12 protein-coding genes are annotated in these 13,334 nt (G+C 68.8%); 3 read left to right on the forward strand and 9 right to left on the reverse strand.

Annotated features, from left to right (window positions below; all coding sequences use genetic code 11):
• Positions 1-293: 293 nt before the first annotated feature.
• Both ACKN61_RS08630 and ACKN61_RS08635 read right to left on the reverse strand, forming a co-directional pair.
• Positions 294-2,150, reverse strand: a complete 1,857-nt coding sequence (locus ACKN61_RS08630) for a DUF885 domain-containing protein (protein WP_408953136.1) — start codon at positions 2,148-2,150, stop codon at positions 294-296.
• Positions 2,151-2,283: 133 nt separating this feature from the next.
• Complete coding sequence (locus tag ACKN61_RS08635; RefSeq protein ID WP_408953137.1) at positions 2,284-3,189, reverse strand: TolB family protein; 906 nt, start codon at positions 3,187-3,189, stop codon at positions 2,284-2,286.
• A gap of 146 nt (positions 3,190-3,335) precedes the next feature.
• Between ACKN61_RS08635 and ACKN61_RS08640 the strand changes: the two genes are divergently transcribed.
• Complete coding sequence (locus ACKN61_RS08640) at positions 3,336-4,412, forward strand: sensor histidine kinase (RefSeq protein WP_408953138.1); 1,077 nt, start codon at positions 3,336-3,338, stop codon at positions 4,410-4,412.
• Complete coding sequence (locus ACKN61_RS08645; protein ID WP_408953139.1) at positions 4,409-5,179, forward strand: LytR/AlgR family response regulator transcription factor; 771 nt, start codon at positions 4,409-4,411, stop codon at positions 5,177-5,179. Before ACKN61_RS08640 ends, ACKN61_RS08645 begins: the two co-directional genes overlap by 4 nt.
• A gap of 25 nt (positions 5,180-5,204) precedes the next feature.
• Here ACKN61_RS08645 and ACKN61_RS08650 read toward each other — a convergent pair whose 3' ends face one another.
• The 6 genes from ACKN61_RS08650 to ACKN61_RS08675 all read right to left on the reverse strand — a co-directional run bounded on the left by ACKN61_RS08650 (position 5,205) and on the right by ACKN61_RS08675 (position 11,931).
• Positions 5,205-6,029 (reverse strand): queuosine precursor transporter, encoded by an 825-nt coding sequence (locus tag ACKN61_RS08650; protein ID WP_051885091.1) that lies wholly within the window; start codon positions 6,027-6,029, stop codon positions 5,205-5,207.
• Positions 6,026-7,216, reverse strand: a complete 1,191-nt coding sequence (locus ACKN61_RS08655) for a PQQ-dependent sugar dehydrogenase (protein WP_408953140.1) — start codon at positions 7,214-7,216, stop codon at positions 6,026-6,028. The genes ACKN61_RS08650 and ACKN61_RS08655 overlap by 4 nt, the downstream gene beginning before the upstream one ends.
• Positions 7,213-7,893: a DUF502 domain-containing protein gene (locus ACKN61_RS08660; RefSeq protein WP_051885092.1), complete on the reverse strand. Its 681-nt coding sequence runs from the start codon at positions 7,891-7,893 to the stop codon at positions 7,213-7,215. The genes ACKN61_RS08655 and ACKN61_RS08660 overlap by 4 nt, the downstream gene beginning before the upstream one ends.
• A gap of 307 nt (positions 7,894-8,200) precedes the next feature.
• A complete protein-coding gene (locus ACKN61_RS08665; protein WP_408953141.1) occupies positions 8,201-10,225 on the reverse strand; it encodes a bifunctional serine/threonine-protein kinase/formylglycine-generating enzyme family protein in 2,025 nt (674 codons plus the stop codon).
• Between the two features lie 217 nt (positions 10,226-10,442).
• Positions 10,443-10,937, reverse strand: coding sequence for a DUF4442 domain-containing protein (locus ACKN61_RS08670; RefSeq protein ID WP_408953142.1), 495 nt, complete (start codon positions 10,935-10,937; stop codon positions 10,443-10,445).
• A gap of 124 nt (positions 10,938-11,061) precedes the next feature.
• On the reverse strand, positions 11,062-11,931 hold the full coding sequence (locus tag ACKN61_RS08675; protein ID WP_408953143.1) for a tetratricopeptide repeat protein: 870 nt from the start codon (positions 11,929-11,931) through the stop codon (positions 11,062-11,064).
• A gap of 100 nt (positions 11,932-12,031) precedes the next feature.
• Between ACKN61_RS08675 and ACKN61_RS08680 the strand changes: the two genes are divergently transcribed.
• A complete protein-coding gene (locus ACKN61_RS08680) occupies positions 12,032-12,718 on the forward strand; it encodes a DUF998 domain-containing protein (protein ID WP_408953144.1) in 687 nt (228 codons plus the stop codon).
• Between the two features lie 204 nt (positions 12,719-12,922).
• Here ACKN61_RS08680 and ACKN61_RS08685 read toward each other — a convergent pair whose 3' ends face one another.
• Positions 12,923-13,222, reverse strand: coding sequence for a hypothetical protein (locus ACKN61_RS08685; RefSeq protein ID WP_408953145.1), 300 nt, complete (start codon positions 13,220-13,222; stop codon positions 12,923-12,925).
• Between the last annotated feature and the right edge of the window lie 112 nt (positions 13,223-13,334).

A 13,334-nucleotide genomic window follows, 5' to 3' on the forward strand; every position in this document is an offset into this window, starting at 1 on the left:
GGGCATGCGGGAGAAGCCCGCAGGGGCTGGGCTCATGGGGCGGGACAGGGGTTCGGCAGGCGGTGCGATCCAGGTGGGCCGGTCCTCATCCTGCCCGAAAGGCGGCCCAGGGGGGAAGCCGGGAATGGGCCGCGCAGATGAACAGAAACCCAGTGAGTCAGAAAGCACATTAGTGCGAGGCGGCGCCGTTGCCCGCGCGGCTCTGGCTGCCGGCGATGCCGGCCTCCCGTCGTGGCAGGAGGCCGTGCCGCGGGTCCGGCAGCTCCGGACCCGCTTCGCTCACCCTTGCTGGTTCAACCTTGTTTCGATTGGATCCAGCGATCGATCTTGCGGTCGAGCACGTCCAGCGGCACCGAGCCGTCCTTCAGCACTTCGGCGTGGAACTCGCGGATGTCGAAGCGCGTGCCGAGCCGGCTTTGCGCGCGCTTACGCAGTTCCATGATCTTGAGCTCGCCGATCTTGTAGGCCAGAGCCTGGCCGGGAATGGCCATGTAGCGTTCGGCTTCGGCGGTGGACTGGGTTTCGCTCTCGGCCGAGTTGTCTAGCATGTAGGCGATCACCTGCTCGCGGGTCCAGCCCTTGCTGTGCAGGCCGGTGTCGACGACCAGGCGGATCGCGCGCCACAACTCGTTCTGCAGATAACCGAAGTAGTCGTAAGGCGTGGCGTACACGCCGAGTTCCTTGCCGAGCGATTCGGCGTACAGGCCCCAGCCTTCGCTGAAGGCGGTTTCGCCGCCGAAGCGGCGGAACTTCGGCAGGCCGGTCAGTTCCTGCTGCAAGGCGAGCTGGAAGTGATGGCCGGGGATCGCTTCGTGCAGGTACAGGTCTTCGGCATCCCAGGTCTTGCGGGTCGGCAGGTCGTAGGTGTTGACGTAGAAGATGCCCGGGCGCGTGCCGTCCTCGCTCGGACGCATATAGGAACCGCCGGCGGCGGACTGGGCGCGGAAGGCCTCGACCGGACGGATCTCGAACGGCGCCTTCGGCGTCAGCGAGAACAGCTGCGGCACCTTCTTGTCGATGCGCGCTTCCAGGCCGCGGTAATGCGCGAGCAGGGCCGGCTCGTCCTTGAAGGTGAAACGCGGATCGGTCTGCATGAACTTGAAGAAGTCCTGCAGCGAACCCTGGAACTTCACCTCGCTGCGGATCTTGCCGATCTCGCTGTGGATGCGCGCGACTTCGTCCAGGCCGATCTGATGGATTTCGGCCGGGGTCATCGTGGTGGTGGTGGAACGGCGCGCATTGAACGCGTACCAGGCCTCGCCGCCGGGCAGGGCGCCGAGCCCGGCGCTGTCGCGCGCATGCGGCAGGTAATCGTTGGCGATGTACTCGCGCAGGCGCCGGTAGGCCGGCATCAGCTCGGTCTGGATCATCTGCCGGTAGTCCGCGCTCAGGCGCGTCTTGTCGGCTTCGGAGATGCCGGCCGGCCAGTCCGTCACCGGCTTCCAGAACAAGGTCGCGGTGGGGTCGTCCTTGATCAGCGCATCCAACTGCGGCAGCACCTTGGTCATCAGCGCCTTCGGCTGCACCACGCCGCGCTTGACGCCTTCGCGGCTGTTGGCGATGAGCTGGTCGAACACCGCCGGCACCTTCGCCGCGCGCTTGCGCCAGTTGTCGTAGTCGGCGGCGGTCTTGAACGGCTGCGAGCCGGTGCCGGAACCGAGCTGGGCGATGCTGGCGGCGAAGTTGTAGAACTGGTTGACCGGCTGCAGCCAGGACGGATGCCGGTCCGATTCCAGGTTGATCTTCATTTCGCGCACGAAGATCTCGTAGCTCAGCAAGTCCTGGTCGGACAGCCCCTGCGAGCCGACCGATTCGATGGTCTTGAGCCAGCGTTCGGAGAATTCGTGCGACTGCTTGCGGAATTCGGCGCTGAGGAAGTTCGGCAGTTGGTCGTTGTAGCGCGGGTCGCCCTGGGCGGTGGCGCGCATGGGATTGAGCTTGAGATTCTCTTCCCAGTACTGCTCGTACAGGCGGTTGAGTTTCTCGCCCTTGGTCTGCACGGTCACCTTGCGCGGCGTGGATGCGGCCGGATCGGTGGCTGCGGCGGCTGCGGCGGCCGGCAGGGCGAGGCACAGCGCCGCGGCCAGCGCGGTGGACAAAGCGAGGCGGACCGGGCGCGGGCCCGGACGGCGGAACGGAAGCGGGGTCATGTCTTGGCCGATGCGGACGGACGGACCCGCAGGCTCTCGCGCATGCCCGGCGGGGGCATGAGCCGAAGGTCATGCGCGAGCGCGATGGCGCTCGCACAGCCTGGCTTGCGCCCCGCCGGCTGCGGCCGCGCTTTCAATCCTCCAGATCGGGCAAACGCAGGCGGGTGTAATAGAAATCGCTGGGGCGGCCGATGTCGCGCGCATAGAACAGCAGGCCGCGGTCCCACAGCACGGTCGGATGGAATTCGTCCCAGGCGGTGTTGACGCAGGGGCCTAGATTCTTCGCGGTGCCGAAGCGGCCGTCCTTGAGACGGGCCGCGTGCAGGTCGCCGTAGCCGTAGCCCAGGTCGGGCAGCGGGTCGTTGGGGAAATCCAGGCGGGTGAACAACAGGATGCGGCCGTCGGGAGAGATCTCCGGATTGAACTCCCAGCGCTCGGCGGTGTTGACGCCGCCTTCGACCTTGCGCGCCGGCGCGTACTCGCCGTTGCGCAGGCGCTCGCTGCGGTAGATGTCGAACTCGCCGTCGCGATCGCTGGCGAAATACACGTTGCCGTGCCGATCGGTGCTGGGATAAAGCTCGTCGCCGGCGCTGTTGACCGCAGCGCCGAGATGGCGCGGTTCGCCCCAGCCGCGCAGGCCGCGCTTGGCGATCCACAGATCCATCTTCGCCGCCTGGCCGTCGGGGCGGGGCCGTTCCGAGGAGAACACCAGATAGCGCCCGTCCGGCGACAGCGCCGGGTCCATGTCGCTGTGCACGCCGGAGAACGGCGCGACCTGCGGCGCGCTCCAGCCCGAGGGCCGCCATTGCGAAGTCATGATGGTCGCGCGCTCGCGCGTGCCCGGCCACCAGCCCTTGCTGGTCGACCAATAGGCGCGCAGGCGGCTCGGGGTGAAGCTCAGGCGCCATTCCCATTGCGGCGTCGAGATGACGCCGTCGGCGAATTTCCGTACCGGCGGGCAGGTGTCGGCGGCCGCGGCCGGCAGGGCGACGGTAGCGAGAGCGGCGAGGGCGATCGAAAGACGCGAAAGACGGCGCATGGCGGCGATTCACGAAAGGGAGGTGGCCGCAGCCTGCGCGGGCACGATGGCGTTCGGAGTCGCGCCGGGACGAATCGGCCGGATCGCGGGACGAACCGGGCGCCGGCGATTGCAAGCGCCGCGGCGCGGGTCCAGCATCGACCTCCATGCGCAATCGACTGCCGCTGCTGGTGTTGTTGGTGCTGGGCTGGTGGACCCTCAACGGCTTCGTCTGGGTCGGTCAGGTCGTGACCATGCACCAAGCCGCCGGGCAACCGGCCGATTGGCCGAACACCCTGCGCCAGCACCTCGCCAGCGCCTGGCTGTGGGTGCCGATCACCCTGGGGCTGTTCGCCTGGGTCGGGCGTCATCCGATCGAACGCGGCCGGGCGATGGCGGCGCTGGCGATGCAAGGCCTCGCGGTCGTCGTGGTGATCCTGCTGCGCGCCGCGGCGGTGGCCGCGCTCAACGGCTGGATCGGCTGGTACGAACGCCTGCCGCCGGTGGGCGAGTTGCTCGCCGCGAGCGTGCTCAACAATCTGCTGACGAGTTGGCTGATCGTCGGCGTGGCGCATGCGCTGGTCTACGCCGAACGCGCGCGCCGCCGCGAACGCCAGGCGATGGAGCTCGAAGCGCGGCTGGCGCGGGCGCGGCTCGATGCGCTGTCGGCGCAGCTCAATCCGCATTTCCTGTTCAATGCGCTCAATTCGATCGCCGAGATGGTGCATCGCGATCCCGACGGCGCCGACCGCATGCTGGTCGACCTCGGCGCGCTGCTGCGCCACAGCCTCGACCGCTCGCATCGCCAGGAGATCGCCTTGCGCGACGAACTGGTCGCGCTGGATCACTACATCGGCATCGAGAAGATCCGCCTCGGCGAACGCCTGCGCGTGCATTGGGCGATCGACTCGGCCCTGCTCGACGCACAGGTGCCGCAACTGTTGCTGCAGCCCTTGGTCGAAAACGCGATCCACCATGCGGTGGCGATGCGGACCACGCCCGGCGAAGTGTCGGTGCGCGCCGAGCGCCGCGAGGATCGCCTGATCCTCGAAGTCAGCGACGACGGCGGCGCCGGCGAGGCGGTGCACGGTGCCGGCATCGGCCTGCGCAACACCCGCGCGCGTCTGCAAGGCCTGTACGGAGACGATCACCGCTTCGACATCGGCGCGCGCACCGACGGCGGCACCTGCGTGCGCCTGCAACTGCCGTACCGGCGCTGGCAGCCGCTGGAGGCCGCCGCATGAGCCTGCTCGCGCCGGCGCCGCTGCGCGCGGTGGTGGTCGACGACGAGGCGATGTCGCGCGCGCGCCTGTGCCGCTTGCTGGGCCTGGAGGCGGATGTGGAAGTGATCGCCGAATGCGCCGACGGCGACAGCGCGGTCGCGGCCTTGCGTCGCTTGCCTGCGGACGTGGTGTTTCTCGACATCCGCCTGCCCGACCTCAACGGTTTCGGCGTGCTGCAGGCCTTGCCGGTGGCGCGACGGCCGCAGGTGGTGTTCGTGACCGCGCATGCCGAGCACGCCCTGCGCGCTTTCGATGCCGACGCCGTCGACTACCTGCTCAAGCCCTATTCGGCCGAGCGCCTCGGCGCGGCGCTGGCGCGGGTGCGGCGCGCACGCGCGGCGCTGGCGGAGCGTCCGTTGCGCGCGGTGGCGAGCGGCGAGGGCGTGCGCGAAGGCTATCCGCAGCGCCTGGCGGTGCCGGTGGGCGCGCGTCTGCGCCTGCTGCCGGTCGAAGAGGTCGAGTGCGTGATCGCCCAGAGCAACTACGTCGAGCTGCACGCCGGCGGCCAGGCCTATCTGCTGCGCGAGACCTTGAACGGCATCGAGGCGCGGCTGGACCCGCGCCGCTTCGTGCGCATCCATCGTTCGCGCATCGTCCATCTGCAGGCGGTGCGCGACATCGAACAGCTCGACGGCGGCCGCTATCTGCTGCGCCTGGTCAACGGCCAGCGCCTGGGCAGCGGCGCCAGCTATCGCGAACGGATACGCGAGGCCATGGGGCTGGGCTGAGCCTTGCGCATTCGCGCCGCGGCGATCAGTCCGCCGCCGCCTCGTCGCGCAACTGGCGGGCGCGGGCTTCGCCGAGGTAGCGGTGGATCCACATGCGCAGCAGATAGATCAGCGGGATCATCGCGAACGCGGCCAGCATCTTGTAGACGTAGTTGACCGAACCGATGGCGAGGAACTGCGGGATCGGCCAGTGCTGCGGGCCGAGAACGAAGGCGATGTAGAGCACGACGAAGCTGTCGACCAACTGCGAGACCGCGGTCGAGCCGGTCGCGCGCAGCCAGATGTGTTTCTCGCCGGTGACGCTGCGGATGCGGTGGAACACGCCGACGTCGATCAACTGGCCGATCATGAAGGCGATCAGCGAGCCGCCGATGCTCCACAGGCCCTGGCCGAAGATCGCCGCGAACGCGGCCTGGTAGTCCGGCACGCCCTGGGCCTGCGCCGCCTGCACCCACCACGCCGCTGGCGCCAGCGCGATCGCGGCGAAGGCGAACACGAAGCCGTAAGCGATCAACAGGGCCGCGAGCCAGGAGATCAGGCGCACGCCGCGGCGGCCGAAGAACTCGTTGATGACGTCGGTCATCAGGAACACCACCGGCCACAGCAGGGTGCCGGCGGTGAAGTTCAGCGAGCCGGTCTGGCCGAACAGATTCCACTGCAGCGGGGCGATGCCGAGGGTGTCCTCTAGGGCGAAGATCTTGACCCCGATGAACTCGGCCAACGCCGCGTTGACGCAGAAAAACGCCGACAGGACGATGAACAGACGCAGCGCGCGGTCCTGCAGGGTGCGGGTGCCTTCGCCGCCGGCGCTCGCGATCGCGGCGGCGGTCTCTATCCCGGATGCGCTCATCGCTTGGGCCTCACGTAATAGATCACGCCGCTCTTGTCGTCGCTGAAGAAGAAACTGTCGCGGCCCGTGCGCAGCACGTCGCAGGGGCGCCCGTGCACCTTGCCCTTGGCGAGGAAACCGTTGACCAACTCGCCGCCGCTGCGGCCGTCGGCGCCGACCCGGACGATGCGGTAGCCGTGATCGAGGCTGAGCTTGCTGCCGCCGTGCAGGGCGACCAGGTACTCGTTCTGCAGCATGGCGCCGTCGGCGGGCGGGAACCAGGTCAGGCCCAGCGCCGAGGCGTGCGAAGGGAAGGACGCGAACGGCTTGGGCACCTGCATGCAGCCGGGTTTGCGCGGAAACTTCGGATCGCTCAGGGCGCGGCCCTTGCTGTGATAGCAGAACGGCCAGCCGTAGTCCGCGCCGTCGCGCAGCGCGAACATCGTCTCGTCGGGTTTCTGGTCGCCGAGATGGTCGGCGCCCTGGTTGGTCGCGTACAGCTGGCCGTCGCGGAACAACAGGCCGACCGCGTTGCGCAGGCCCTGCGCATAGATGCGGCGGCCGCTGCCGTCCGGGTTCATCTGCAATATCGCCGCACGCACGTCTTCTTTCTCGATGCAGGCATTGCAACTGCTGCCGACCGAGACGTAGAGCTTGCCGTCGCCGAAGGCGAGGGTGCGGGTGAGGTGCCAACCGCCGTACTTGTAGCTCAGGCCGTAGTCGGGGAAGGTCGCCAAGGTCTCGGGTTCGGAGGAAGGCTTGAGGTCGCCGTTGCGGTAGCGGTAGCGCAGCAGCTTGTCGGTGTTGGCGAGGTACAGCCAGGACCGGCCCTGCGCATCGGTGTGGAAGGCGACGCTGTTGGGATTGCGCTGTTTCTCGAGATACACCGAGACCTTGCCGAACCGCGCGCGCTGCTCGTCCCAATCGTCGAGGGCGTAGACACGCCCGCGGCGGTTGTCGCTGAGGTCGTGCATGTCGGTGACGAACAAGCGCCCGTCCGGGCTGCGGGCGAAGAAGCGCACGCGCTTGAGGCCTTGCACCGCCGGGACGATCTCGAGCTCGGCCGGCAGGTTGAGAGTGAAACTGCGGCCGTCGTCGAGCGCGACGCGATGCGGCGTCAGCGCCGCAGGTGCGGCGACGGCAGCGCCGGCGAAGCCGGTGCAGGCGAGCAAGGCCGCGACCAGGCGCAGCAAGTGGCGTGGCTTCATGCTTGCGGCTCCTGCGGGTTCGGTGCGGCCGGCGACGGCACCGAGAACGGAATCGATTCGGGCGAGACTGCGCCCCCGGAGATGATGAAGCTCATCGCCTGGTCGACGGTCCAGTCGGTCGGGGTGATCTTTTCCACCGGCACGATCTCCAGATAACCCGAGGTCGGGTTCGGCGTGGTCGGCACGTACACCGCGGCCAGTTCGCGGCCGGTGCCTTGTTCGCGCATGACTCGGGTGACGAAGCCGATCGACTTCATCTCGTTGTGCGGGAAGTCGATCAGCACCACGCGCTGGGTGCCGTCGGGCTTGGTCTGCAGGATGTCGAGCAACTGCCGCGCGCTGCCGTAGATGGTGCTGGCCAGGGGGATGCGCTTGATCAGCGACTCGAACCAGCGCAGCACGGTCTGGCCGATCACGCGCCGGGTCATTACCCCCGACAGCAGGATCACCCCGAGCGTGGCGATCAGGCCGATCGCGGTCTGTACCCAGGGGTCGTTCAACCAGCCCAGCGTGTGCGGGTAGCCGAGGGCGAGGTTGTTGAGCAGCGGGCCGATCAAGGGACGGCTGGTGTCCGACAGCAGCACGAACACGAACTTGACCACGACCCAGGTCAGCCAGATCGGCAGCAGGGTCAACAGGCCGGTGAGAAACAGGCGTTGCAGGTTGGACATGCGCATGGCGCGGATTGTAGGCGACGGCGGTGGCGAACACGCGGCATGTGCCGACGCTGGCTGCACGGGTCGTCATTGCCAGCGCTGGTTCATAAGCAAATCCCCCCTAGCCCCCCTTTTGCAAAGGGCGGACGGTATGCCTCCGGTGATTCGTCCGTCCGAAAAGTCGTCCGCTCGAAAGCTCGCCCCTTGAAAGTTCGTCCCCTTTGCAAAGGGGGCGGCGCCCGATGTCGTTCGAGGTCGGGTGAGGCTCGCTGGCGCGGGGGATTTCGCTTCAGGTCGCGACGATCCCTGCGCCTCAGCCCCCAGCGCCTTAGCGTTCGCGCACCAGGCGGAAGCCGACGTCGTCGTAGCCGCGGGTGGCGTTGAGCGGACGCAGGGCCGAGCCGCTGCGCCAGGAACTGCCGCCGACCTGGCGTTGCTGGCAGGTGCGGCCGCAATCGCCGGACCAGATCGACAGCGCGCGACCGCCGCCGCCGGACATGCGCTGGGCTTCGTCGGCGGTCGGCAGACGATAGTGGCGGCCGGTCTGTTGGCTGTACCAACGCGCATAAGCCTCGGCGTCGGAGGTCGACACGCAAACCACCGGTTCGGTCTCGTTCTGGTCGAAGCCCGGCGCCTTCCAGTCCTTCGGCGCGATTACCCGCAGCAGCGACGCGCGTTCGCGGCACAACGCCGGCGCACGCTGGTTGGCGCTGACGAAGCGCGCGTACTCGCCGCGGCTGACCGGGCGCGGGTTGAAACTCACCGCGACGCTGCTGGCCGGCGCGGCCGCGCCGATCGTGGCCACGCCGCGCGCGACCGTGCCGTCGCCGGCGACGCCGCGTGCCTGCGCGATCAAGCGGGTGGACACGGTGCGCGGCAGGCCGAACTCCTCGGCCAGCGCGATCACGCGCCCGGCGTCGGCGCCGTCGCCGCGGCGCGCGGCCTGTTCCAGGCGGGTTTCCAGGGCTTGCGCGGCTTTTTCGCGCAGGCTGCGTTGCGCGGCCGAGTCGGCGGTGCCGGTTTGCTGGCCGAGCGCGGTGGCGTTGACTAGATGCTCGCGCGCACGCTGGTCGCGGCCTTCGCGCAGGTCGCGCGCCATCTCGTCGGCGAAGGCCTGAGTGAGTTCGCCGACCACTACGCCGACTTCCGGACTGGTGCTGTCCAGATGCCAGGCGGTGAGCAGGCTGTTGTAAGCGTTGGCGTCGGCCGGCGAGGCCAGGCGGCCCTGGCCGATGTAGATGCGGGCGTTCTGCAGCGATTCCTGCAGCGGCGCCTGCGGCAGCGGCGCCATCATCGCCTGGGTCGGGTCGTTGTCGATCCGGGCCGCATCGTTCTTGTTTGCGCTGGGCAGTTCGGCGCGGAAGAAACCGTCCTTCTCGACCCGGTTGAGGGCGAAGGCGATGCTGACCACGGCGACCGCGACCACCGCCAGGCCGGCCCAGGCCGGGGTCACCCAGCGCTTGAGCGGACGCAGTTGCGCGGCCGCCCGGCCGAAACGCGACAGCTCGCCGCGGTGCTTGATCTCGCTGACCGCCGCGGCCATTTCGGCGGCGTCGCTGAAACGCTGGTCGGGCTGCTTGGCCAGGGCGCGGTTCATGAAACGCTGCCAGTGCTTGAGCGGCGGCGGCAGTTTCGGAATCGGGTTCTGCGCGTGCATGACCGCCATCGACAACGCGTCCTGCGCCTCGAACGGCAGCCGGCCGGTCAACATTTCCCAGCACAACACGCCAAGGCTGTAGAGATCGGCGCGGCCGTCGACTTCTTCGCCGCGCGCCTGCTCCGGCGCCATGTAGGCGGTGCTGCCCACGGCCAGGCCGGTCGCGGTCATGCGCGCGCCGAAACCGCGGCGCAGGGCGATGCCGAAATCGGCCAGCAGCGGCCGCTCGGTGATGTCGAACAGGACGTTCTCGGCCTTGACGTCGCGATGCACGACGCCGCGCGAATGGGCGTACTCGAGCGCCGACAGCAGCGGCTCGACGATGGAAATGACCTCGGCTTCGCCGCGCGCGAAACCCTGCTCGATGCGCTTGCCCAAGTGGCCGCGCGGCAGGAACGGCATGGCGTAGTAGGGCAGGCCCTCGCGGGTGCGGCCGACTTCGTGGATACCGACGACGTGGGGATGTTCCAGGCGCGCGATCGTGCGGACTTCATTCTCGAAGCGACGGCGGCTGACTTCGTCGGCCAGCGCGTGCGGCAGCATGATCTTGATGGCGACTTCGCGGCCAAGCGCGACTTGCTCGCCCAGGTAGACCGTGGACAAGCCGCCGTGGTTGATGATCTGGCGCAGTCGATAGCCGGGAATCTCCGGCATCGGTGCGCTGGGTTCATCGGATTGCGTTGTGATGATCGACATTCGCGGCCCCGTGTCGCGACTGCACAGCATACGCTGTCGCAGTGCCCGCGTAAGCGGCTAGTGTGCTTCTTGCCGGCCCGCCATGACAAGTAGAGCGGGCGCTGGACCTTGGTCCACTGGCGCCGCGTTCGATCCGCTTGGATATGAGCAACCGGTCAACAATCGCGGTGTCGCGATCGCACCATACCTCCGCGCAGCAGGCGGAATGGTGCGGCGATCAGCGGTGGCTTGCCTTTCCAGCGCTTAGGGCGCTGTCCAAATTGGGCTTGTCGCGCTTGCGCCGCACGTACAGCTGTTTGCGGATCTTGGCGACTACTTCGCCGCTGGCGTCGACCACGTCGGTGTCGAACCAGTGCAGGTACTTGTCGCCGTGGGCGGTGGCCTTGCGCAGTTCGTCGAGCACCTCGTCGTCGAGACGGAATTCGGCGCGCACGGTGCCGCGCCCGGGTTTGACGAACTCGATCGAACCGGCGCGATCCCAGACGATGTACTCGCGGCCGAGGGCGTTCATCGCCAGCAGCATCCAGAACGGGTCGGTCATCGAGAACAGACTGCCGCCGAAATGGGTGCCGACGTAGTTGCGGTTCCAGGGGCGCATGCGCAGTTCGACCGTGGCCTGGCGATAGTCCGGTGCGATCGCGGCGACGTGGATGCCGGAAAACAGGAACGGCGGCCACAGATTGAGGCCGTGGCGCAGGGTGCTGGCTTTCATGGGGGCAAGGGTGGCGAAGGCCGGCCTAGCCTGCCATACGGATGCGTATAGTCAAGCCTTCGCTGGGTCTGGGACGTCGAAGGCCGGCGGCGGATCGGCCGCGTACCGGCTCCGGTCGGCCCGCTCAGAACAGCAGCGAGGCCATCTTGCGGCGGTACTGGCCGACCAGGTCCTGGTCTTCGACCACCTTGAAGGCATCGATCAGGGCCTTGCGCGGCAGGCCGTCCCGGTAGGTGCGGTCGCGACGCAGCAGTTCGATGAACTGCTCGAGCGCGGCCTGGTCGTGGCCGGCGGCGAGCAGGCGCGCGCCGAGCAGGTAGCGGGCCTGCAGGTCCTCGGGCTGGGCGGCGATGGCGGCCTCCAGCGTCTGCACCGGCGGCGCGTCCTTGCTCACGGCCAGGAAGCCGAGGCGGGCGCGGGCGCGCAGGCTGCGGTCGTCGGTGGCGAGGTTGGCCGGCAGGGCGTCGAGCAACTGCTCCGATTCCTGCGCCGCACCGGTCGCGAGCAAGGCCAGGGCCAGATCGAGCTTGAGTTCGGCCTTGTCGGGCTGTTCGGCGACTTCGTGGCGCAGGCGCACCACTTCATCGTGCGGATCGACCGCGGCAGGTTCGGCGACGGCCTCTTCGACCGGCGCGGCCTCGGCCGGCTCGATGCCGTGGTGCTTGAGGAATTCGCGCACCGCGCTTTCCGGCAGGGCTTCGGCGAAGCCGTCGACCAACTGGCCGCCCTTGACCAGGAACACGGTCGGGATCGAGCGGATCTGGAACGCGGCGCCGAGCTGCTGTTCGGCCTCGACGTCGACCTTGGCCAGCTCGAAGGCGCCGTTGTAGTCGGCCGCCAGTTTTTCCAGGATCGGGCCCAAGGTCTTGCACGGCTGGCACCATTCGGCCCAGAAATCGATCAGGACCGGCACCTGCAGGGACTTCTGCAGCACCTCTTCCTGGAAGCGATCGGCGGTGGCGTCGAAGACGTGGGGCTTGGCGGTTGCGGTCATCGTCTGGCTCGTCTGCGTGGTGCGCGGGTTGGAACCCGAAGTGGGGGCGATCGGGCGCAAGGCAAGCGCGCGCCGCGGGTGCGCACGCTAGCATGACGCGATGAAGCGCTCATCGAAATCGAGGAACGGGAACCCGACCACAGGCCCGGCGGCCAACACCGGCGCAGGCGCAGGCGCAGGCAAGGGCCGCGGCCGTGGCCGCATCCAGGCGCTCGCGTTGGCGGCGGCGTTGTGCTGCCTCGGCGCCTTGCTCGGTTTCGGCGCGGTGCTCGAAGGTTATTCGCATCGCCTGCATCCGCCGGGCCTGCTCGGCGCCGACGGCATCGCCCATGCGGCCGCCTTCAATCTGCTCGGCTTCGTGGTGCCGGGGTTGCTGTTGGCGGCAGTGGCCTGGCGGCTGCGCGAACGCCTGCGCAGCGGCGGCGCGATGGCGCGCATCGGCGCCTGGCTGTGGTGCCTGTCGGCCCTGGCCTGGGCGGCGCAGGGCGGGGTCTCGCTCGATCCGACCGACCTGGATGCGCAAGCCAGCCGTCTGCATGCGGCCGCCTGGATGCTGTGGTGGCTGGCCTTCGTGGCCGGCGCGGCCTTGCTCGCGATCGGTGCGCGCGGCCTGCCGGCGTGGCGCGGCCTGATCTCGGTCGAAGTGTTGTCCGGCGCGCTGGTGCTGGTCGCGGTGCTCGGCGCCGACATCGGCGTGTTGCCGGCGCCGGTCGCCCAGCGGCTCGCCTTGCTGGTCTGGTTGATCGCTTATGTGGCTACGGCGCGCGGCGAACGCTCCGGAGACTGATGCGCCGCGGCGCAACGTCGATGCGGCGCGGACGACCGCGAATGCGCGTCGCGCATCCGCTTCGATGACAGGTGCCGACGCCGCAGCAAGGTCGATCGTATTCGGCGCCTGCCGCGGACGCGACGTCCGCGGCCGACCTTGCTGCGGCGACGGCGGTCCTGGAGCGCGCGGCGTCGGAGAGGCCGAGGCCGCGCGGCGATGGACTCAGCGCGCGCTTTGCCGCGTGTCGACGATGCGCGCGGCTCGTACCGGCGTGGTCTGGTGGCGCTCGCGCGGCAACAGCGTGTCGCTCGCGGTGGCGGTGATTTCGCAATAGGTCGCGCGGCAGTCGTCGTACTCGACTTCGCAGGCCAGTTGCTGTTCCGGCGTGACGGCGCTGCGGATGCAGGCGCGGTAGGGATAGAAACATTCCGGGCACGGCGGGGCCGCGAATGCCTGGGTCATCGAAAGCAGGCTGCCGAGGGCGGCCGCACAAACGGCGGCGACGAGCAAGGGCGGTTTCATTCGAACTCCCTTTCAGTGAAGCGTGGGCCGGGAGGCGCGAGCGGCCTCGATGTACTGCGGCGTTTGAATCTCCTGTGCCGGATGCTGGCCCGGCACCGTGCTTATGCCACGC

The organism is Lysobacter sp. Hz25, assembly GCF_046097045.1.
GTDB classification, from domain to species: domain Bacteria; phylum Pseudomonadota; class Gammaproteobacteria; order Xanthomonadales; family Xanthomonadaceae; genus Lysobacter; species Lysobacter antibioticus_B.